Below are 21,727 nucleotides of genomic sequence, written 5' to 3' on the forward strand. Positions count from 1 at the left end.
GTCCGCTGCGTGTTCATCCTGGGCGCCCCGGTCTCCATCAGTGCGGTGTGCCTGTGGGAACTGCGCCGCCTGCGCCTGTACTGCGGGCGGGACCCGCGCGGGCTGCCGATGCGCTGGGGATCCCGGCGCGCGGCCGGCCTCTCAGGCGTCCGGCCCGTCGGGCAGGTCGTCCAGCCCCTCCGCCAGCACCTCCGCCAGGTGGCGGCCCCGTACGCCGGCCAGTTGGTGCAGCTGGGTGCGGCAGGAGAAGCCGTCGGCCAGGACCACCGCCGTCGCTCCGGCTGTGCGGACCGCGGGGAGGAGCTGTTCCTCGGCGCAGGCGGCCGAGATGTCGTAATGGCCGTTCTCGAAGCCGAAGTTGCCGGCGAGGCCGCAGCAGCCGCCGGTCAGGTCACCGGTGAGGCCGGCGGCGGTGCGCAGCCGCCGGTCGGCGGCGTCGCCGAGCACCGCGTGCTGGTGGCAGTGGGTCTGGCCGGTGACGGGACGGTCCAGTCTCGGCGGGCTCCAGCGCGGGGCGTACTGCTCCAGCGTCTCGGCGAAGGTACGGACGCGGGACGCCAGGCGCGCGGCCCTCGGATCGTCGTGCAGCAGTTCCGGCGCGTCCGCGCGCAGGGCAGCGGCGCAGCTCGGTTCCAGGACGACCACCGGGGCGTCCGTCTCCAGGACCGGTTCCAGCAGGTCCAGGGTGCGGCGCAGCACCGAGCGCGCCCGGTCGAGCTGGCCGGTGGAGATGTAGGTCAGCCCGCAGCAGACCCGGCCGCGCCGCGCGGTCAGCAGCCGTGCCGCCGACCGTGAGCGCGCGTCCCCCACCGGCCGGCCGCGCAGCCGCAGCGACGGGGGCAGGGCCACCCGCAGGCCCGCCGCCTCGAGCACCCGCACGGCCGCCCGCCCCACCGACGGCGACAGATGCTCGGTGAAGGTGTCGGGCCAGAGCACCACCAGGGGACCGTCCGCCCGGGCCCCGGAGCCGCGGCTCCGCCACCAGTGCGTGAAGGTGCGGCCCGCGATCCGCGGCAGCTCCCGCTGCGGTGCGATGCCGCCGAGACGTTTCCCCAGCCGGGCCAGCGGCCGCACCGACGCCAGCGCGTTGACCAGGGCCGCCGTCCGGGTCCGGGCCACCAGGCGCAGCCAGACGGGCAGCCGGCCCATGGAGTAGTGGGCGGCCGGGCGGCGGCGGCCGGCGTAGTGGTGGTGCAGGAACTCGGCCTTGTAGGTGGCCATGTCGACCCCGACGGGGCAGTCCGAGCGGCAGCCCTTGCAGGACAGGCACAGATCGAGCGCGTCCCGCACCTCGGTGGAGCGCCAGCCGTCCGTCACCAGTTCCCCGGCGAGCATCTCGTGCAGCAGCCGGGCGCGCCCGCGCGTGGAGTGCTCCTCGGCGCCGGTCGCCCGGAAGGAGGGGCACATCACCGCCGGCCCGGACACCGAGGTGGTACGGCACTTGGCGACGCCCACGCAGCGGCGCACCGCGGCCGAGAAGTCGCCGCCGTCGGCCGGGTAGCCGAAGGCGACGTCGACCGGCTCGCGGGGCAGCACGGCGAAGCGCAGCTGGGTGTCCAGCGGGGCGGGGCGGACCAGCATGCCCGGGTTCAGCAGGTCGCCGGGGTCCCAGAGGGCCTTGGTCCGCTCGAAGAGGGCCACCATCTCCGCGCCGTACATCCGCGGCAGCAGTTCGGCCCGCGCCTGCCCGTCGCCGTGCTCACCGGACAGCGAGCCGCCGTGTGCCACGACCAGGCCGGCCAGCTCCTCGGAGAAGCGGCGGAAGCGGGCGATGCCGGGCTCGGTGAGCAGGTCGAAGTCGATGCGGACGTGGATGCAGCCGTCCCCGAAGTGCCCGTAGGGGGTGCCGCGCAGGCCGTGGTCGGCCAGCAGGGCACGGAAGTCCCGCAGATAGGCGCCGAGGCGGGCGGGCGGCACCGCGCAGTCCTCCCAGCCGGGCCAGGCCTCGGTGCCGTCCGGCATCCGGGTGGCCGTGCCGCTCGCGTCCTCCCGGATCCGCCACAGCGCCCGCTGCCGCGCCGGGTCGGTCACCACCAGGTGGTCCACGACGTCGGCCGCGCGCACGATCGCCTCCGCCCGTGCCCGCGCCTCGTTCTCGGTGTCGCCGCCGGTCTCCACGAACAGCCATGCCCCGCCGCGCGGCAGGCCGGCCGGCGACGGCACCAGGTCGGCCGCCATGCCCTCCACCGTCAGCGGTCCGTACGGCAGCAGCCCGGCCGCCGCCTCGGCGGCCCCGCTCTCGTCCGCGTAGCCCAGCACCGCGAGCGCCCGCACCCGCGGCATCGGAACCAGCTCCACCACCGCCTCCGTCAGCACGCCCAGGGTGCCCTCGGACCCGCAGAAGAAGCGGGCCACATCGGCGCCCCGCTCCGGCAGCAGCGCGTCCAGTGCGTAGCCGGAGATGCGCCGGGGCAGCTCGGGGAATCCGGTGCGCAGCCGGGCCAGCTCGCCCTGCACCAGCTCCCGCAGCCCGGCCGGCGCCCCCGCCCATCCCCGGCCGAGCTCCAGCCGCTCGCCTCCCGGGGTGACGACCGACAGCGCGCGCACGCTGTCCGCCGTCGTCCCCCAGGCGACGGAGTGGGAGCCGCAGGAGTTGTTGCCGATCATTCCGCCGATGGTGCAGCGGGAGTGGGTGGACGGATCGGGGCCGAAGCGCAGGCCGTACGGGGCGGCGGCCTCCTGGAGGCGGTCGAGCACGAGCCCCGGCTGGACGACGGCGGTGCGCGCCCCGGGGTCGAGGCGCAGGATGCGGTTCATGTGCCGGGTGAAGTCCAGCACCACCCCGGTGCCGGTCGCCTGCCCCGCGATCGATGTCCCGCCGCCGCGCGCCACCACCGGCACGCCGTGCTCCCGGCAGACCGCGAGCGCGGCGGCCACGTCGTCGGCGTCCCGTGGCGCGACCACACCGAGCGGGACCCTCCGGTAGTTGGAGGCGTCCATGGTGTTCAGCGCCCGGGCGGTGACGCCGAAGTCCACGGACCCGCGTACGGCCCTGGCCAGCTCGTCCCGCAGCTGTCGGTGCTCCGTCGTTCCGGTGGTCATTCCCCCAGCATGCCCGCAGGAGCCGCCCGCGCCTCCCGCCGCATGCCCCGCGCCCTTCTTCCGCCGCATGCCCCGCACGCCCCGCGCCCCTCTTCCGCCGCATGCCCCGCACGCCCCGCGCCCGTCTCACCGGACGGACGACGTTTCGCCCGGCTTTCGCGGAGCCGCTAGGCTCCGACCGTGGCTGAGATCCAGATTCCCGCTGACATCAAGCCCGCCGACGGACGTTTCGGCTCGGGTCCCTCCAAGGTGCGGACGGAAGCGCTGGACGCGCTGGCCGCGACCGGTACGTCCCTGATGGGCACCTCCCACCGCCAGGCCCCCGTCAAGAACCTGGTCGGCCAGGTGCGCGAGGGCATCCGTGAGCTGTTCCAGCTCCCGGACGGCTATGAGGTGATCCTCGGCAACGGCGGCTCCACCGCGTTCTGGGACATCGCGACGCACGGCCTGATCGAGAACAAGTCGCAGCACCTCAGCTTCGGCGAGTTCAGCTCCAAGTTCGCCAAGGCGGCCAGGCTCGCCCCCTGGCTGGCCGAGCCGGACATCATCTCCACCGACCCGGGCACGCACCCGGAGCCGGTCGCCGAGGCCGGCGTGGACGTCTACGCCTTCACCCACAACGAGACCTCCACCGGTGTGGCCATGCCGATCAAGCGGGTGGCCGGCGCCGACGAGGGCGCGCTGGTCCTGGTGGACGCCACCTCCGGTGCCGGCGGCCTGCCCGTGGACATCGCGGAGACGGACGTCTACTACTTCGCCCCGCAGAAGTCCTTCGCCGCCGACGGCGGCCTGTGGATCGGCATCTTCTCCCCGGCCGCCATCGAGCGCGCCGAGCGCATCCACGCCTCCGGCCGCCACATCCCGGAGTTCTTCAGCCTCCCCACGGCGATCGACAACTCCCGCAAGAACCAGACGTACAACACCCCGGCCCTCGCCACCCTGTTCCTGCTGAACCAGCAGCTGGAGTGGCTCAACGGCCAGGGCGGCCTCGACTGGGCGGTCCGCCGCACGGCCACCTCCGCCCGCACGCTCTACGGCTGGGCCGAGGACATCAAGTACGCCAACCCGTTCGTCGCCGACCCGGCCAAGCGCTCGGCGGTCGTCGGCACGATCGACTTCACGGACGAGATCGACGCCGCCGCCGTCGCCAAGACGCTGCGGGCCAACGGCATCGTCGACACCGAGCCGTACCGCAAGCTCGGCCGCAACCAGCTCCGGGTGGCGATGTTCCCGGCGATCGACCCGGCGGACATCGAGGCGCTGACGAAGTGCGTCGACTATGTGATCGAGCGGCTCTGACGGACGCGTCCGCCGGCGCGGTGCGCTGACGGAAGGTGCGCAAGGGGCGCCCGGCTGCTCGCCGGGCGCCCCTTCGTCCGTCCGGGCTTCGATCCGCCTCCTGCCGCGAACTGCCGCCTACCGGCTCAGCCGCTGGAAGCGCCGCACCGCCAGCGGCAGGAAGAGGACCGTCAGCACCGCCGGCCACAGCCCCGCCATCAGCAGCGCGTGCTGCTCGACCCAGGAGTCCCCTCCGCCGACCGGCGTGCCGAACAGCTCACGCGTGGCCGCGGACGTGGAGGAGAGTGGGTTCCAGGCCGCCACCCAGCCGAGCCAGTCGGGCATCAGCTGCGGCGCCACGAAGATGCTGGAGATCATGGTCAGCGGGAAGGCCACCGCGAACAGCCCGCCCGCCGCCTCCGGGTTGGGCACCAGCAGGCCCAGCCAGACGCCGAGCCAGATCAGCGCGAACCGCAGCCAGAGCAGCAGCCCGAACGCGGCGAGGAACTCCCAGCCGCCGTCCGGCCGCCAGCCCATGACCAGCGCGGTGAGCATCATGATGGCCAGCTCCGCGCAGGCGATGATCAGGTCGGTCACGCCGCGCCCGGCCACCACGGCCGAGGACGCCATCGGCATCGAGCGGAACCGGTCGATGACCCCCTTGGTGGAGTCGTAGACCACCACCGTCGCGGTGTTGATGAAGCCGAAGGCCATGGTCATCACGAACATGCCCGGCATCAGGAAGTCCTTGTAGTCCCCGCCGCCCGGCACCTGCATCGCACTGCCGAAGACATAGCCGTAGAGCAGCACGGAGAGGATCGGAAAGCCCAGCTGCCAGGCGATGTTGACCGGCTGGCGCTGGTAGTGGGTCAGTCCGCGGCGGACGATGTTCCACACGTCGGACAGCACCCAGAACGTACGGCCGTGCGCGGCCTCGACAGCGCTCATGCGCGGGTCCCCTTCCCCTTGTCCTCGACGGTCTCGGCGGTCTCGGCGGCCCTGTGGCCCTTGCCGCCGGTCCGCGCCGTTCCCGTCCTCGTGCCGTCCGTCTGCTCGGCCCGGTGGCCGGTGAGCCGCAGGAACACGTCGTCGAGACTCGGCCGGCGCAGTCCGATGTCCTCGACCCGCACGCCCTCGTCCTGCAGGGTGCGCGCCACCTCGGTCAGCGCGGACACCCGGTCGGTGACCGAGGCGTGCACCCGCAGCGCCTCGTCCTCGGCCTCGGGCTCCCCGTCGGCGACCCGGGCGACCACCTTCATCACCCGCGGGATCTCGGCGCGTTCGGCGACCACGACCTCGATGCGGTCGCCGCCCACGCGGTTCTTCAGGCCCTCCGGGGTGTCGTCGGCGATGGCCCGGCCCTGGTCGATGACGGTGATCCGGGAGGCCAGCCTGTCGGCCTCCTCCAGGTACTGCGTGGTCAGCAGCACCGTGGTCCCGTCGGCCACCAGCGCCCGCACCGACTCCCACACCTCGCCGCGGCTGCGCGGATCCAGCCCCGTGGTCGGCTCGTCCAGGAAGAGCACGGCCGGGGCGAGGATCATCGAGGCGGCGAGGTCGAGCCGCCGCCGCATGCCGCCGCTGTAGTCGCCGACGCCCTTGTCGGCGGCGTCCGTCAGGTCGAACTGCTCCAGCAGCTCGCCCGCCCGCGCCCTGGCCCGCCTGCCGCCCAGGTGGAACAGCCGGCCGAACATCTCCAGGTTCTGCCGCCCGGTGAGCACCTCGTCCACCGCCGCGTACTGCCCGGTGAGCCCGATTCGCGCCCGCACCTCGCGCGGCTGCCGGGCGACGTCCAGCCCGGCGACCGCGGCACGCCCGCCGTCGAGCCGGATCAGCGTGGACAGGATGCGCACCGCGGTGGTCTTGCCGGCGCCGTTGGGCCCGAGCAGCCCGTGCACGGTGCCCGCGCGCACGGCGAGGTCGAAGCCGTCCAGGGCGCGCTTGTCGCCGTAGCGCTTCTCGAGCCCCTCGGCCCGTACCGCGTATCCGTCGTTCATGGGTCCCCCTTCCAATAACTGAGTACACCGTACCCGATTACGCGTACGCCGTACTCAGTTTTTTGCGGGAGACCTAGACTGCCCTCATGACGAGCGGTAGGCAGACCAGCGGCAGCGGTGACATCGCCCGGACTCTCGACCTGCTCTGGGACACCGGACCGCGCCCCAGCCGGGGCCCGAAGCCCGGGCTGACCCTGGACCGCATCGTGGAGACCGCCGTCGGCATCGCGGACCGCGAGGGTCTCGACGCGGTGTCGATGCGCCGGATCGCCACCGAGCTGGGCACCGGCACGATGTCCCTCTACCGCTACGTCCCCGGCAAGGCGGAGCTGCTCGATCTGATGCTGGACCGCGTGCAGCGCCCCTCCGACGAGCCGGCCGGCCCGGGAGAGGTGGACTGGCGGACCGCCCTGGAGGCGCTCGGCCGCAGCATGCTCGACCTCTACCGGCGTCACCCCTGGCTGCTGGAGGTCAACCAGGCCCGTCCGATCCTCGGCCCCAACGCCCTGGAGAACATGGAGAACACGCTCGCCCGGATCCGGCCGATGGGCCTGACCGACCCCGAGCTGGTCTCGGTGATCATCCTGATCGACGGGTACGTGGTGGGCGCGGCCCGCACCCGGATCTTCGAGGAGGAGGCCGAGCGCAGAACCGGGATGACCGACACCGAGTTCTGGGAGGCGCAGCGGCCGGCCCTGGAAAAGGCGATGCACAGCGGCCGGTACCCGGTGCTGGCCTCGCTCTCCGAGGACGCCTTCAGCCCCGGGTTCGACCACTTCGAGTTCGGGCTGCAGCGCATCCTGGACGGCCTGGAGACGTGCGTCGAGGCGCGCCGCGCGGCCGCGGACGGCGGCTCTTCGGCGCGGGCTGCCGCGGACGCGTGCTCAGCCCCGGCGCCCGATGGCCCCTCCTCAGCCCCGTCGGCGGAACAGCCGTCGTAGCCCGAGGAACACGGCGATCCCGGTGATCACCGCGACCGCCCCCGAAGTCAGCACCGGGGGCACGGACTTGCCGTCACCGGAGGCGTCCGCGTCCCCCCTGCCGGAGGAGGACCCCTTGCTGCCGCCGGAGCCGCCCGGGGCCTCCCGTGCCACGACTCCGCTGCGCTCCCCCTCGCTGCCGAACAGCAGGTGCGAGCCGTCGGCGGAGTAGGTGACGGACTCCCCCTGGGGCTGGATGGGCACGCTCAGCCGCCCCCTGCGGCGCAGCTTCCCGCCGTTCCACTCGTAGTGCACGCCGCCGAAGTAGCCGCGCACGACCAGGTGTTCGCCGTCCGGCGAGAGCGCGGCGTCGGTCGCCCACATCTCCACGTCGGCGACCGGCCGGAAGACATTGGCGCCCGAGGGGCTCAACTCGGCGGGCCCCGCGTAGAGATGCCCGCCCTCCTCCTGCTTGTCGATGATGTACACGCGCCCGGTCTTCGGGTGCACGACCATCGACTCGGCGTCGCGGCTTCCGTCCGAGTACTTCACCACGTACTGGGTGGCCCGGACCGACTGGTCCTTGAGCACCTTCGGCTCGGGCAGCCGGTAGATCCACACATACGGCCACTGCACACCGTCGTTGTCGCCGATGTCGCCGACGTAGAGCTGGTCGTCCGGTCCCATCGAGATCGCCTCGACGTCGCGCGGGGTGCCGACCCCGGTCATGGTGATCGTCGCGACGGTCTCGCCGGTGCGGCTGTCCACGGCGTAGAGGAAGGCGCCCCGGTCCTGGTCGTTGTGCGTCCAGTAGATGCCCTTGTGGCGGCGGGAGGCGGCCAGCCCGCTGGACTCGGTGATGCGCGGATCCTTGATCTGGAACCCGCCGTCACCGTCGTCGCCGCCGGCGGCGGAAGCGGTCGGGACGGCGGCTCCGGCGAGGGCACCCGTCAGAAGTCCCGCGACGAGCAGGGCGAAAGATCGGCGCATGTCCCAAGAGTGCCACCCCGCGCGGCGGTACGAGGGCTGGTGGCCGGACTCACATCGCGGCGACCGGCGGTTTCGTCCATGATGATCGTGTGCTCAGGTTGATGCCCGTAGGCGACTCGATGACCATCGGGAGCGCGGGTGAACACACCTGGCGTTACCGGCTGTGGCAGCACCTGTGCGGGGCGTACGGCGGGCCCTTCACCTTCGTCGGACCGCGCGAGGCGCTGCGCGACCCGGCGACGGACGAACCCACCTCGTACGCCTACGCCGACCCCGACTTCCCGCGGGCGCATCTGGCCGGCTGGGGCGAGGGCTGGTGCCACATGGCCCCCCTGATCGGCGAGGCGGTCCGCACCTTCCGTGCGGACGTGCTGCTCGTCTCCCTCGGCCTGATCGACCTGGGCTTCTACACCAACGCCGAGCAGACGGCGGCCAACGTCCGCACCTTCGTGGACGAGGCGCGGGCCGCCCGCCCCGGCATCCGGATGGTGCTGCTGCCGGTGATCCCCAACATCCGCGCCCAGCAGGACGCGCCCTTCGCCGCCCAGGTCACCGAGTTCAACGAGCGCCTGGCCAAGACCGCGGCCGACCTGGACACCCCCGCCTCCCCCGTGCTGCTGGCCACCCCGGCCCCCTCCTACGACATCCACACCGACACCTACGACGGCACGCATCCCAACGCCAGCGGCGAGCACAAGCTGGCGGCGTCCTTCGCGGACGCGATGTGGCAGAGCTGGGACCTGGGCGGCCCCTACGAGGTGCGGGACCGCGGCAACGGCCGCTGACCCTCGTCGCGTCACCGCTGCCGAGCGAGCGCCGGCCCTCACCGGGCGACCGCTGCCCGGCCGGCGCCGGCGGCCCCGATCGCCCGCACCAGGAAGCGGGCGGCGGGCGCGATCCCGTCCCGCAGCTCCTCCCACCGCTCCTGCTTCTCCTCCCCCGTGCAGACCGCCCTGGCGTGCGCGACGACCGCCCGGTGACGGGCGTGGGGGATCCGCTCGAGCGCCCAGCCGGCCGCCGCCTCCTTCGACCGGATCTCCCCGGTGCTGAAGGTCAGCCAGATGCGGCACAGGGTGAGCAGCACATTGCGGGTGTCGGTCTCCAGCCCGGCGAGCAGATCCGGGATTCCGTCCCTCATGGCGCGCAGCACGTCGGTGTGCGGCACGGGGTCGAGCAGCCGGGCGGGCGGAGGGCCGTACACGGGTGCGCCCGCACCGAGCACCACGGTGAGCAGGAGCGCGAGATCCGGGCACGGCCCGGGCAGCGGGACCGCCCCGCGCTCGTACTCCTCGCGCCGCCACTCCCCGTACAGGAAGTCGCACTCCGGTGGATACCGCCAGGGCCGCACCGCGTCCCGCACGACACAGCTCAGCTCCACGGGCCGCCGCCCGCCGCCGGACACCCGCATCAACGCGTCGGTCAGCGCCCGGCGCCGGACCTCTCCCAGGGAACGCCGGGTCACCACGAGCAGATCGATGTCGCTGTGCGGGCGCAGCCCGCCCAGGGTGGCGGAGCCGTGCAGATACGCACCGAGCACGTCGTCCCCGAGGTGCCGCAGCACCAGCTCCGCCAGCCGGCCGACGCCGCTCCCGTCCGGCATACGCGTCCCCCTTCGTCCCTCGTCCCGTTGTACTCCGTGCCCGGCGTCCAGGGGCCCTCGCGGAACGTCCCCTTGCCTAGAGCGCACTCCACGACGTTGGCTGGACGGTCATGAAGTACACGCAGCTCGGACGCACCGGACTCAAGGTCAGCCGACTCGTCCTCGGCACGATGAACTTCGGTCCGCAGACCGACGAGGCCGGCAGCCACGCCATCATGGACGCGGCGCTGGACGCCGGGATCAACTTCTTCGACACCGCCAACGTCTACGGCTGGGGTGAGAACAAGGGCCGCACCGAGAGCATCATCGGCAACTGGTTCGCCAAGGGCGGCGGCCGGCGGGACAAGGTCGTCATCGCCACCAAGGTGTACGGGAACATGGGCGCCGACGGCGAGGTCTGGCCCAACCACGACAAGCTCTCCGCGGTCAACATCCGCCGGGCCGTGGACGCCAGCCTCAAGCGGCTCCAGACGGACCACATCGACCTCTACCAGTTCCACCACATCGACCGGGCCACCCCGTTCGAGGAGATCTGGCAGGCCATCGACGTCCTGATCCAGCAGGGCAAGATCCTCTACGTCGGCTCCTCCAACTTCCCCGGATACAAGATCGCCCAGGCCAACGAGCTGGCCGCCCGCCGCAGCGGCACCATCGGACTGGTCAGCGAGCAGTGCCTGTACAACCTCTACGAGCGGCGCGCCGAGATGGAGGTCATCCCGGCCGCACAGGACTACGGGCTCGGGGTGATCCCCTGGTCGCCGCTGCACGGCGGGCTGCTGGGCGGCGTGCTGAAGAAGCAGGCCGAGGGCGCCCGGCGGGCCTCGGGGCGCGCCGCGGAGACGCTGCAGGACCCGGCCGCGCGCGCGAAGATCCAGGCGTACGAGGATCTGGCCGACAAGCACGGCCTGGAGCCCGGCGAGCTGGCCCTGGCCTGGCTGCTCACCCGACCCGGCGTCACCGGCCCGATCGTCGGCCCGCGCACCGCGGAGCAGCTGGCCTCCGCGCTGCGGGCGGCGGAGCTGGAGCTGAGCGAGGAGCTGCTGGCCGGCCTGGACGAGATCTTCCCCGGCCCGGGCCCGTCCCCGGAGGCCTTCGCCTGGTAGTAGCGGGCGGGACCGGACGTCACCCGCACCCGGTGGCGGGCGGCGGCGCTACTTCCCGAGCACCGCCGCCAGCGCCACCACGACGAACATCAGCACGAGCGCACCGGCCATGATCCGGTTACGGGTCTTCGGGTCCACGCCTCGAGCCTAACCGGCCGCCCCGAGCGCCCGGCGCGCGACCGCCTCGTAGCGGGGCTGCTCGCCCGGCACCCCGCTCACCGGCAGATTGCTGCGCACCAGCGCCAGCTCGGCCACGGTCCAGGTACGGCTGCGGAAGGCGCGCAGCCGCGCGACGAAGGGCCTGACGTCGATGCCGTCCCGGCTGCGGGCCACCGTCAGATGCGGCTTGTACCTGCGGTGCTCCCCCATGTCGATGCCCGCCTTGCGCGCCGCCGCCTCGGCCCGCCCGGCGAGCACCCCGAGGGCCCGCACATCCCCGTCCGCCCCAGCCCACAGGGCCCTCCCGCGCCCGAACTGCCCCCCGCCGCCGAGCGCCAGCGCGAACGGCTCCGTACGGGACGCGGCCCGCCCGAGCCGCTCGGTCAGCGCGGGCACCAGCGCGTCGTCGACCTCCCCGTAGAAGGCCAGCGTGAAATGCCACCCCGGCCGCCCGGTCCACCGCAGCCCCTCGGCCCCGGGCAGCCTCCTCAGCCGGGCCACCTCGGCGGCGAGCTCCTCGGCGACGTCCTCGGGCGGCAGCACGGCGGCGAACAGTCTCATGGGTCCAGTCTGCCGGGTGTGCCCCGGTCACCGTGCGCAGCGTCGCACCGCACGGCCGCACAGGCATCGAGCGGCGCCCCGGCCACCGGCCGCTGTACCGCCCCGGCCGCTACACCGCCCGGGCCAGCGCCTTCTCCGGCTGCTCGCGGGGGACGAAGCGGATGTGGGGGTGGCCGTGGTGCCAGCCGACGGTGAGGCGGAGGTTGCCCACGCGGGCGAGGATCAGGCCGATGACGGCGGCGGCGGTGATGGCGACGGTGCCGCCCGCGGCGAACCCGACGCGGGCGCCGTAGGTGTCGGTGAGCCAGCCGACGACGGGCGCGCCGACGGGGGAGCCACCGAGGAAGACCATCATGTAGAGGGCCATGACACGGCCGCGGACGGCCGGGTCGGTGGACATCTGGATGGAGGTGTTCGTGGTGACGTTGACCGTCATCGCGAACAGGCCGATGGGGATCATCAGCAGGGCGAACATCCACAGCTCGGGGGCGGCCGCGGCGAGGATCTCCAGCGTGCCGAAGGCCAGCGCGGCCAGGATCAGCAGGCGCAGCCGGGCCGTGCCGCGGCGGGCGGCGAGCAGGGCGCCGGCCAGCGAGCCGACCGCCATCAGCGTGTTGAACATGCTGTAGACGCCCGCGTCCCCGTGGAAGACGTCGTCGGCGAAGGCGGAGAGGTAGACGGGGAAGTTGAAGGCGAAGGTGCCGATGAAGCCGATCAGCACGATCGGCCAGATCAGCTCGGGCCGGCCGGCCACGTAGCGCAGGCCCTCCCGCAGCTGGCCCTTGCCGCGTGGCGCGCGTTCCACGGCGTGCAGCTCGCGGGAGCGCATCAGCAGCAGGCCGGTGAGCGGTGCCACGAAGGACAGGCCGTTGAGGAGGAACGCCCAGCCCGTGCCGACGCCGGTGATCAGCAGGCCGGCGACGGCGGGGCCGACCAGGCGGGCGGACTGGAAGTTCGCGGAGTTCAGGCTGACCGCGTTCTGCAGCTGCTCGGGGCCGACCAGCTCGGAGACGAAGGACTGGCGGGCCGGGTTGTCGACCACGGTGGCCAGGCCGACGGCGAAGGCGGCGACGTAGACGTGCCAGACCTGCACCTGCCCGGTCAGGGTGAGGACGGCGAGCGCGATCGCGGTGAGGGCCATCGCGGACTGGGTGACGACGAGCGTGGGGCGCTTGCGCAGGCGGTCGACGAGCACGCCGCCGTACAGGCCGAACAGCAGCATCGGCAGGAACTGCAGGGCGGTGGTGATGCCGACGGCGGCGGCGGAGCCGGTGAGGCTGAGCACCAGCCAGTCCTGGGCGATGCGCTGCATCCAGGTGCCGATGTTGGAGACGACCTGGCCGAGGAAGAACAGGCGGTAGTTCCTGATCCTCAGGGAGGAGAACATCGACGTCTTGCGGGGGGTGGTCTCGCGGGCGGGTTCGTGGGTGTCCGGTGCGGGGGCGGAAGGTGCTCCGGGTCCCGTACTCAAAAGGTTCGCCTCCTCGCGAATCGACGTCTACAGGTGCGCCAGCTTCTCCAGCACCGGGGCCGCGACGCGCAGCTTGGCCCACTCCTCCTCGTCGAGCTCCTCCACCAGGGAGGCCAGGAAGGCGTTGCGCTTGCGGCGGCTCTCCTCGAGCATCGCCTCGGCCCGCTCGGTCTGCGTCACGACCTTCTGGCGCCGGTCGTCCGGATGCGGCTCCAGCCGGACCAGCCCTTTGGACTCCAGCAGTGCCACGATGCGGGTCATCGACGGCGGCTGCACGTGTTCCCTGCGGGCCAGCTCGCCCGGGGTGGCGCTGCCGCAGCGGGCCAGGGTGCCGAGCACCGACATCTCGGTGGGGCTGAGCGACTCGTCGACCCGCTGGTGCTTGAGCCGACGGGACAGCCGCATCACGGCGGATCGGAGTGCGTTCACGGCGGCCGCGTCGTCGCCATGGCTGAGGTCCGGCATGTTGTTTAGGTTATCTCATTACCCTGGCTAAAGACCACCGGAGAGGATCCATGGTGCCCGTGACGACCGCCACTCATACACCGGATCACTCATTTGGGTGATCCTTCAACGGAACCTGACACACCGCACCGAAGGGTGCGGCAACGCTCATGAGCCATGGGGACCGATGTGCTCAGCCTCCGCATAGATCACGAACTGCTCGAACGACTCAGGGAACATGCCGCCAAACGCGGCATGAGCGTCCAGGACTATGTCGTCCGGACGCTCATGCGCGATGACTTCGACCAGCGGTTCCAGGCCGCCGTCGAGGAGACGGAGAAGTTCTACGGGGTCACCTGACCCCGCCGGGTGCGCGGGCGGGGACCCGCCGGCCGGGTCGGGCCCGTCCGAGGGCGGCCCCGGGTTCCGCGGTGCCGGATCAGGTCAGGCCCAGAGCCGGCATCAGGTAGTAGAAGGCGAAGACCGCCGCCACCACGTACATCGCCGGCGGGACCTCCCGGCCGCGCCCGACCGCGAGGCGCAGCACCGCGAAGGTGATGAAGCCCATGCCGATGCCGTTGGTGATCGAGTAGGTGAACGGCATCATCAGCATCGTCACGAAGGCCGGCACGGCGATCGTGTAGTCCGCCCAGTCGATCTCCTTGACCGACCCGGCCAGGATCAGGAAGCCCACCGCGACCAGCGCGGGCGTGGCCGCCTGCGAGGGGACCATGGTGGCGACCGGGGTGAGGAACAGCGCCACGGCGAACAGCGCACCGGTGACCACATTGGCGAAGCCGGTGCGCGCGCCCTCGCCGACACCGGCGGTGGACTCCACGAAGCAGGTGGTGGCCGAGGCCGAGCTGGCACCGCCCGCGGCGACCGCGACACCGTCGACGAAGAGCACCTTGTTGATGCCGGGCATCTGGCCCTCGCCGTCGGTCAGCTTCGCCTCGTCGCTGACCCCCATGATCGTGCCCATCGCGTCGAAGAAGCACGACAGCAGCACGGTGAAGACGAACAGCACACCGGTCAGCACCCCGACCTTGCCGAACCCGCCGAACAGGCTGACCTCGCCGATCAGGCCGAAGTCGGGGGTGGCCACCGGGTTGCCGGGCCAGACCGGGTTGGTCAGGCCCCAGGAGGGGATGTCGGCGACGGCGTTGATGATCATGGCGACGACCGTCATCACCACGATCGACAGCAGGATCGCTCCGGGCACCCGGCGCACGATCAGCGCCAGCGTGAGCAGCGCGCCGAGCACGAAGACCAGCACCGGCCAGCCGGTGAGGTGGCCGTCCGCGCCGAGCTGCAGCGGGACGGTGGTCCGGGCGGCGTCGGGGATGCGGGAGACGAAGCCGGCGTCCACCAGGCCGATCAGCATGATGAACAGGCCGATACCGATCGCGATGGCCTTGCGCAGCCCGTAGGGCACGGCGTTCATCACGCGCTCACGCAGACCGGTGGCCACCAGCAGCATCACCACGAAACCGGCCAGCACCACCATGCCCATCGCGTCCGGCCAGGACATCCGCGGGGCGAGCTGGAGCGCGACGACCGAGTTCACGCCGAGACCCGCGGCCAGCGCGATCGGGACGTTGCCGATGACGCCCATCAGCAGCGTGGTGAACGCCGCGGTCAGCGCGGTCGCGGTGACCAGCTGGCCGTTGTCCAGCTGGTGGCCGTACATGTCCTTCGCACTGCCGAGGATGATCGGGTTCAGCACGATGATGTAGGCCATCGCGAAGAAGGTGGCGAATCCGCCGCGCACCTCGCGGGCGAGGGTGCTGCCGCGCTCGGAGATCTTGAAGAAGCGGTCGAGCGCTCCGGTGGCGGGGCCGGACCCCGGCTGATCGGGACTGGGGGCCTTGGCGGGTGCCGAGGTGGACATGCGGGACCTCATCACCAGCGGGCCTCCCCCACGGCCCTTTGGCGTTTCCTACGAACAGAAGCGGTCAGAAGCAAACGGATTCAGTATGAACATATAGCCGCCGCAAATCCATCTACTCGCGTAGAGACGCGGGCCCCGTAAGCTGTCGCTCATGGCAGGGCTTTTCTCGGGAACCCCGATCAGGCACGAGGCGCCGGAGCCCCTGGAGGGGCCGGTCGTCGCCACCGTCGTCGGCGGCACGATCGTCTGGTTCGTCCTCTTCCTGGTGCAGCTGCCCTTCTACGGCTGGTTCGAAGAGCACGGCCACACCTGGTGGCTGTGGACCTGCCTGGTCGGCGGCGGACTCGGGCTGATCGGCATCTGGTACGTGCGCAGGCGGGACGCGGCGATCAAGCGCGCGCGGGCGGAGCGCGAGGAGCAGCAGACCCCCTAGCCCCCGTCGCGTGACCGCCGCCGGCCCACCGCCCCCGCCCCCTCGTACGACCACGGCACGACAAGGCACCGGGCCCCGTCCTACCGAGGTCTGAACTCCGCGGCTCCGGCGGGTGAATGCCCCCGTCCGCACGTACCGTCGAATGCATGACGCATCTCGACGCGGGCACCCAGGCCGACGTCGCACGACCCGGCACCGGATCCACCACCCCGGCGAGCGGACTGACCTCCGCCGAGGTCGCCGAGCGGGTGGCCCGCGGCCAGGTCAACGACGTACCAGTGCGCAGCAGCCGGTCGCTGACCGACATCGTCCGCGCCAACGTCTTCACCCGCTTCAACGCGATCATCGGCGTGCTCTGGGTGATCATGCTGGCGGTCGCGCCCATCCAGGACAGCCTGTTCGGCTTCGTGATCCTCGCCAACACCGGCATCGGCATCGTGCAGGAGTGGCGGGCGAAGAAGACCCTCGACTCGCTGGCGCTGATCGGCGAGGCGCGTCCCACGGTCCGCAGGGACGGCACGGCCACCGAGGTCAGCACCTCCGAGATCGTGCTCGACGACCTCATAGAGATCGGGCCGGGCGACAAGATCGTCGTCGACGGGGTGTGCGTCGAGACGGACATGCTGGAGATCGACGAGTCGCTGCTCACCGGCGAGGCCGACCCGGTGGTCAAGCGTCCCGGCGACCAGGTGCTGTCCGGCAGTTTCGTGGTCGCGGGCGGCGGCGCCTTCCAGGCGACCAAGGTGGGCCGCGAGGCGTACGCGGCGCAGCTCGCCGAGGAGGCCTCCCGCTTCACCCTGGTCCACTCCGAGCTGCGCTCGGGCATCTCCACGATCCTCAAGTACGTGACGTGGATGATGATTCCGACCGCGATCGGTCTGATCGTCAGCCAGCTGGTGGTGAAGGACAACGAGCTGAAGGACTCCATCGCCCGCACCGTCGGCGGCATCGTGCCGATGGTCCCGGAAGGGCTGGTGCTGCTCACCTCCATAGCCTTCGCCATCGGCGTGATCCGGCTCGGCCGCAAGCAGTGCCTGGTGCAGGAGCTGCCCGCCATCGAGGGGCTGGCCCGGGTGGACACGGTGTGCCTGGACAAGACCGGCACCCTGACCGAGGGCGGCATGGACGTCGCCGAGCTGCGGGTCTTCGAGGGGTTCGAGGAGCCGTACGTGCACCGGGTACTCGGGGCGCTGGGCGCCTCCGACCCCCGCCCCAACGCCTCCCTCCAGGCGATCATCGACCGCTTCCCGTCCGACGGCGGCTGGCGCTGCACCGAGGCGCTGCCCTTCTCCTCCGCCCGCAAGTACAGCGGGGCGGTGCTCGAGGAGGACGGCGACCGCGGCGAGAGCGTCACCTGGCTGCTCGGGGCACCCGACGTCCTGCTGCCCGCCCGCCACCCCGCCCTGAACGACACCGACCGCCTCAACCGGCAGGGGCTCAGGGTGCTGCTGCTGGCCCGCACCGACCGTGCCCTGACCGCGGCGGACGTCGCCGAGGGCGTCCGGCCGGCCGCGCTGGTGGTGCTGGAGCAGCGGCTGCGCCCGGACGCCGCCGACACCCTGCGCTACTTCGAGGAGCAGAACGTCCGTGCCAAGGTCATCTCCGGCGACAACGCGGTGTCGGTGGGGGCGGTCGCCGCGAAGCTCGGCCTCGAGGGCAGGACGGTCGACGCGCGCCGGCTGCCCGCCGACCGGGACGAGATGGCCGAGGCGCTGGACGAGGCGACCGTCTTCGGCCGGGTCACCCCGCAGCAGAAGCGGAACATGGTCGGCGCGCTCCAGTCGCACGGGCACACCGTGGCGATGACCGGCGACGGCGTGAACGACGTGCTGGCGCTGAAGGACGCGGACATCGGCGTGGCGATGGGCTCGGGCTCGGAGGCGACCCGGGCCGTCGCGCAGATCGTGCTGCTGAACAACAGCTTCGCCACACTGCCGTCGGTGGTGGCGGAGGGCCGCCGGGTCATCGGCAACATCACGCGCGTGGCCACGCTGTTCCTGGTGAAGACGGTCTACTCGGTGCTGCTGGCCATCCTGGTGGTCTGCTCCCAGGTGGAGTACCCGTTCCTGCCCCGCCACCTGACCCTGCTGTCCACGCTGACCATCGGCGTCCCCGCCTTCTTCCTGGCCCTCGCCCCCAACCGCGAGCGGGCCCGCCCCCACTTCGTCCGCCGGGTCATGCGGTACGCCGTGCCCGGCGGCGCACTGGCCGCGCTCGCCACCTTCGCGACCTATCTGCTGGCCCGCTCCCACTACTCCGGCGAGGGCGCGCTGGAGGCCGAGACCAGCGCGGCGACCCTGACCCTCTTCCTCATCTCCATCTGGGTCCTGGCGGTCATCGCCCGCCCCTACACCTGGTGGCGGATCGCCCTGGTCGCGGCGATGGCGGGAGCCTTCCTGCTGGTGCTCGCGGTGCCCTGGCTGCAGGAGTTCTTCGCCCTGAGGCTGGTCGGCATGACGCTGCCGTGGATCGCGGTGGGCGTGGCCGTCGTGGCGGCGGTCGCCCTGGAGTTCCTGTGGAAGTGGGTGGACCGCCGCTTCCCCGCCTGATCCCGGTCGGACCGCGGCCCGCGTCGGCATCCGGGTGGCGGTGAGGGGCGCCGCCGGTGTTCACGGCGGCGCCCCTCGTTCGTTCCGGCCTCAGTCGAACCAGCGGTCGCGGGCCAGTTCCTCCGTGCGGGACGGGTCTTCCAGGAGGGCTGCCACCTCGAAGCGGCGGGGCCACTGCCCCGCGGCCCAGGCGAGGCCGGCGGCGACGCCCTCGAGGGTGGCGGCGTGCACGACGCCGTCGTCGGTGAGGCGCCAGTCGATCTCGACGCCGTCGACGACGAGTTCCTCGTGCTCCACGTAGCTGGAGGGCGTGCGCGGGCCGAGGAGGACGCGGACGGAGTCCGGGACCTCGTGCTCGGTGCCCTTGCTGTGCACCTCGCCGGTGACGGACTCGCTCAGGCGGCGCACCTGGAAGAGCTCGGCGAGTTCGGCGGCGCGGGCCGGGCGGACCGGGAGAAGCGGGACGCCCTCGGTGAAGGGCAGCAGGTCGGGCGAGTCGACGACCACCGCGTCGGCCGCGTCCACGACCCGGACCTCCCCGTCGACGACCGCGCGCAGCTCGTCCGGCAGGGTCACCTGCTCGGGGTCCAGGTCGGCCAACGCGGTGTACAGGGCGTGCAGTTGAGGTGCGGTGACCTCGCGGTCGGGGTCGGCGAGGCGGTCGAGGAGTTCGGCCGCGCCGCCCGGCTCGTCGAGCAGGGCGGCCACGGAGGTGCGCACGCCGAGTGCGCGCAGTACCTGTTCGTCGTCGAAGCCGGTGGCGTCGGCCTCGTCGTAGAGCCCCCGCAGCAGCAGGTCGCCGCCGGCGGCGCGCAGTCCAGCCGGGCGGCGTCCGTCGAGCACGGGGTGGCCGCGCAGCCACCAGGCGGTGTAGGGCCGCACGACCTCGTGGGTGCCGTCCGGCAGCAGGATCCGCACCGGCTGGATGAGCGCGTCCCGCAGCGGCGGCCGGGACAGCAGGGCCAGGGCGCGCGGCCACTGGTCGTCGTCGACCAGGTCCAGGTCGCGGACGGCGACGATCTCGGTGGCGACCGGCGGCACAGGGGTGTCGGGGAAGCGGTCGAGGATGTCCTCGCACCACACGTCCACCGCGTCCAGCAGCCCGGCGTCGTCCGGCTCGGGGTAGTCGCCCTCGCGCGGCTCGAGTTCGTCGGGGTCGAGGACGACGTCGGTGGCGCGGATCAGGGTGAAGTTCACCAGGACGCCGCAGGCGGCCAGCGGCTGCTCGCCCCACCGTTCGGCCAGCTCGGCGTCGACGGCGGCGAGTTCGCCCTCGCGCATCACGGAGGCGAACGGGCCGCCGGGGAAGACCAGTTCGCAGGCGGGGGACAGCTCGCCGTCCTCGTCGGGCAGCGCCAGGGCGCCCAGCCAGGGCTCGTCGCCGGGCTCGAGACCCGCGTCGCGCACCAGGCCGAGCACGGTGTCGGCCAGCTCCTCGGCGTCGAGACCGTCCTCCTCCCAGTTCAGCGGCCCCTCGTCGTCCAGCGAGGCGGCGACGGCGGCCCGCACCTGCGGGGTGGTGAGCACGGCGCGCGGGGTCGCCGGGAGCGCGCCCAGCTTCTCCAGCAGGGGGTGGGCGGCGTCCGGGTGGGCGACCTTCAGGCCGAGCCGGCCCAGCACCTCCGGGTCGATCCGGGCGGCGTCCGGGCCCGGCAGCAGCACCTGTCGCGGCCCGATGGTGGTGCGCCCGTCGGCGAGCGGCACCGGAAGCCCCGACAGCCGGTCGGGGTCGACACCGGCGAGGCTCTCGTAGAGCTGCCGCCACCAGTCGGGAGCCTTCTCCAGGCCGGCCAGCCGGTCGATCGCGTCGGTGAGCGGGACGCGGGCGACGCCGAGCGTGCGCAGCTCCACCCGCCGCTCCAGACCGGCGGGCAGCAGCGTCGGCAGCACCTGGGCCAGCACCCGTACGGTGTCCGCCCCCGCGCCCTCGACGATCTCGGCGTCCCGCGGCCGCAGCGCCTCCGGCAGTTCGCCGTCGTCGCCCTCGCCGCGCGGGGCGGCCGGCGGCAGGAACGCGGTGCGCGGCAGCCGCTCCAGGATGGCCCGGCGCAGCGCCCCGTCCAGCTCGCCCTTGCCGAGGGGGCCGGGCACCAGGCCGATGATCCCGGTGGTCACGGGCCGCCACTCGGCGAGGAGTTCGGCGTAGGCGTCGGCGGCGCGCTCGACCAGGAAGTCGGTGAGCGGGCCGGGGGCGGCGTGCCGCCGGGTGGAGTCGAGCGGGAAGGAGGCGATCAGCAGGGCCGGGATGCCGAGCGGCTCGTCGCTGGGCGTGGGGGCGTGCAGGACGGGGCTGGTGCGGGGCCGGCCGGGGCCGCCGTCGGGTTCGGCGGGGACGGCCCAGGTCACGGACCAGTGCGGGCGCAGCCGCTCCTCGACGGGCCGGTCGGCGAGCAGTTCGGGGGCGGTCGGGCCGTGCGCGGTGGCGGTGCGCCACCGGGTGGTCCCGTCCCTGGAGTCCTCCACGACGGTGAGACCGGCCTCGGTGCGCCGCCGCAGGGTGCGGGGCTGGTCGTCACCGGCCTCGATGACGACCTCCTCGAGGCCGGGCAGGGTGAGCAGCAGCGCGTCGTCGACGGCGTGCAGCAGACGCTCGGCGAGGTCGGTGGCCGCGGCGTCGCGCAGCGGCAGGATGACGGCGGTGTCGTACGGGGCGGGCGGGATGCCCTCGGCGGCGAAGGGCAGCCGCAGCAGGGGCACATGACCGTCACGGCGCCGGATCTCGTCGCCCAGGCCGGGGCTGTGCCGGGCGGTCTCCTGGGCCAGCTCCCGCGCCTCCGCGAGGGACCAGCGCACGCCGCCGTGCCGGCCGACGACGGCGGGCTCGTCGGAGACGGCGAGCACGGCGGCGAAGCCGACGCCGAACCGTCCCACGGCCCGCTCCGGTTCGTCCCGCTTGGCGGAGGCGCGCAGCGTGGACAGCGACTCGACACCGGCGGCGTCCAGCGGGGCGCCGGTGTTGGCGGCGACCAGTACACCGTCCCGCAGGGTCAGCCGGAGCCGGCCCGGTACTCCGGCGCGGGCGGCGGCGTCGGCGGCGTTCTGTGCGAGCTCGACGACGAGCCGGTCCCGGTAGCCGCCGAGGACCAGGTCCTCCTCGGCGTTGGCGTCCTCCCGGAACCGCGCGGGGCTGGTGGCCCAGGCGTCCAGCACCCCTCGCCGCAACCGGGCCGTCCCGAACGGATCGGCCCCCTCTGCGGCGGGCCGCACGAACATGCTCACGTTGATCTCTCCTCCGGGGCCCACATCGGCGCGTGTGGTCGAAGGTACCGCCCCGGCGACCACACCCACC

Annotated in this window: 17 protein-coding genes; 7 read left to right on the forward strand and 10 right to left on the reverse strand. The window is 72.9% G+C overall.

All coding sequences use genetic code 11. The features are described from left to right. Positions 1-141: 141 nt before the first annotated feature. Positions 142-3,042 (reverse strand): FAD-binding and (Fe-S)-binding domain-containing protein, encoded by a 2,901-nt coding sequence (locus HCJ93_RS15045; RefSeq protein WP_167996195.1) that lies wholly within the window; start codon positions 3,040-3,042, stop codon positions 142-144. A gap of 180 nt (positions 3,043-3,222) precedes the next feature. On the opposite strand from HCJ93_RS15045, the gene serC reads away from it, so the two are divergent. Next, a complete protein-coding gene (gene serC, locus HCJ93_RS15050; RefSeq protein WP_167996196.1) occupies positions 3,223-4,341 on the forward strand; it encodes a phosphoserine transaminase in 1,119 nt (372 codons plus the stop codon). Positions 4,342-4,458: 117 nt separating this feature from the next. Here serC and HCJ93_RS15055 read toward each other — a convergent pair whose 3' ends face one another. Both HCJ93_RS15055 and HCJ93_RS15060 read right to left on the reverse strand, forming a co-directional pair. Then, complete coding sequence (locus tag HCJ93_RS15055) at positions 4,459-5,268, reverse strand: ABC transporter permease (RefSeq protein WP_167996197.1); 810 nt, start codon at positions 5,266-5,268, stop codon at positions 4,459-4,461. Then, a complete protein-coding gene (locus HCJ93_RS15060) occupies positions 5,265-6,317 on the reverse strand; it encodes an ATP-binding cassette domain-containing protein (RefSeq protein ID WP_240967616.1) in 1,053 nt (350 codons plus the stop codon). The genes HCJ93_RS15055 and HCJ93_RS15060 overlap by 4 nt, the downstream gene beginning before the upstream one ends. An 86-nt stretch (positions 6,318-6,403) precedes the next feature. On the opposite strand from HCJ93_RS15060, the gene HCJ93_RS15065 reads away from it, so the two are divergent. Then, positions 6,404-7,258 carry a TetR/AcrR family transcriptional regulator gene (locus HCJ93_RS15065; RefSeq protein WP_167996198.1) on the forward strand — a complete coding sequence of 285 codons (855 nt, stop codon included), beginning with the start codon at positions 6,404-6,406 and terminating at the stop codon, positions 7,256-7,258. Here HCJ93_RS15065 and HCJ93_RS15070 read toward each other — a convergent pair. After that, a complete protein-coding gene (locus tag HCJ93_RS15070; protein ID WP_167996199.1) occupies positions 7,229-8,227 on the reverse strand; it encodes a WD40 repeat domain-containing protein in 999 nt (332 codons plus the stop codon). The genes HCJ93_RS15065 and HCJ93_RS15070 overlap by 30 nt on opposite strands. 89 nt (positions 8,228-8,316) lie before the next feature. On the opposite strand from HCJ93_RS15070, the gene HCJ93_RS15075 reads away from it, so the two are divergent. Next, positions 8,317-9,012: an SGNH/GDSL hydrolase family protein gene (locus tag HCJ93_RS15075; protein WP_167996200.1), complete on the forward strand. Its 696-nt coding sequence runs from the start codon at positions 8,317-8,319 to the stop codon at positions 9,010-9,012. 38 nt (positions 9,013-9,050) lie between these two features. On the opposite strand, the gene HCJ93_RS15080 is transcribed toward HCJ93_RS15075, so the two are convergent. Then, positions 9,051-9,827 carry an aminoglycoside adenylyltransferase domain-containing protein gene (locus tag HCJ93_RS15080; RefSeq protein WP_167996201.1) on the reverse strand — a complete coding sequence of 259 codons (777 nt, stop codon included), beginning with the start codon at positions 9,825-9,827 and terminating at the stop codon, positions 9,051-9,053. A gap of 110 nt (positions 9,828-9,937) precedes the next feature. On the opposite strand from HCJ93_RS15080, the gene HCJ93_RS15085 reads away from it, so the two are divergent. Beyond that, complete coding sequence (locus HCJ93_RS15085) at positions 9,938-10,930, forward strand: aldo/keto reductase (RefSeq protein ID WP_167996202.1); 993 nt, start codon at positions 9,938-9,940, stop codon at positions 10,928-10,930. Between the two features lie 147 nt (positions 10,931-11,077). On the opposite strand, the gene thpR is transcribed toward HCJ93_RS15085, so the two are convergent. The 3 genes from thpR to HCJ93_RS15100 form a co-directional block, all read right to left on the reverse strand. Further along, on the reverse strand, positions 11,078-11,650 hold the full coding sequence (thpR, locus tag HCJ93_RS15090; protein WP_167996203.1) for an RNA 2',3'-cyclic phosphodiesterase: 573 nt from the start codon (positions 11,648-11,650) through the stop codon (positions 11,078-11,080). 109 nt (positions 11,651-11,759) lie between these two features. Next, complete coding sequence (locus HCJ93_RS15095) at positions 11,760-13,121, reverse strand: MFS transporter (RefSeq protein WP_167996204.1); 1,362 nt, start codon at positions 13,119-13,121, stop codon at positions 11,760-11,762. A 27-nt stretch (positions 13,122-13,148) separates the two neighbouring features. Next, positions 13,149-13,586 carry a MarR family winged helix-turn-helix transcriptional regulator gene (locus tag HCJ93_RS15100; protein ID WP_167996205.1) on the reverse strand — a complete coding sequence of 146 codons (438 nt, stop codon included), beginning with the start codon at positions 13,584-13,586 and terminating at the stop codon, positions 13,149-13,151. Positions 13,587-13,742: 156 nt separating this feature from the next. Here HCJ93_RS15100 and HCJ93_RS15105 point away from each other — a divergent pair, with 156 nt between their 5' ends. Next, on the forward strand, positions 13,743-13,925 hold the full coding sequence (locus HCJ93_RS15105; protein ID WP_167996206.1) for a ribbon-helix-helix protein, CopG family: 183 nt from the start codon (positions 13,743-13,745) through the stop codon (positions 13,923-13,925). A 79-nt stretch (positions 13,926-14,004) separates the two neighbouring features. On the opposite strand, the gene HCJ93_RS15110 is transcribed toward HCJ93_RS15105, so the two are convergent. Continuing rightward, complete coding sequence (locus HCJ93_RS15110) at positions 14,005-15,456, reverse strand: NCS2 family permease (protein WP_167996207.1); 1,452 nt, start codon at positions 15,454-15,456, stop codon at positions 14,005-14,007. A 151-nt stretch (positions 15,457-15,607) separates the two neighbouring features. On the opposite strand from HCJ93_RS15110, the gene HCJ93_RS15115 reads away from it, so the two are divergent. Then, a complete protein-coding gene (locus HCJ93_RS15115; protein WP_167996208.1) occupies positions 15,608-15,889 on the forward strand; it encodes a DUF2530 domain-containing protein in 282 nt (93 codons plus the stop codon). A 146-nt stretch (positions 15,890-16,035) separates the two neighbouring features. Then, a complete protein-coding gene (locus tag HCJ93_RS15120) occupies positions 16,036-18,438 on the forward strand; it encodes an HAD-IC family P-type ATPase (protein ID WP_167996209.1) in 2,403 nt (800 codons plus the stop codon). Between the two features lie 90 nt (positions 18,439-18,528). Here the strand turns inward: HCJ93_RS15120 and HCJ93_RS15125 are convergent, their stop codons facing one another. After that, on the reverse strand, positions 18,529-21,657 hold the full coding sequence (locus tag HCJ93_RS15125; RefSeq protein ID WP_167996210.1) for a sacsin N-terminal ATP-binding-like domain-containing protein: 3,129 nt from the start codon (positions 21,655-21,657) through the stop codon (positions 18,529-18,531). Between the last annotated feature and the right edge of the window lie 70 nt (positions 21,658-21,727).

This window comes from Streptomyces composti, assembly GCF_012034205.1.
Lineage (GTDB): Bacteria > Actinomycetota > Actinomycetes > Streptomycetales > Streptomycetaceae > Streptomyces > Streptomyces composti.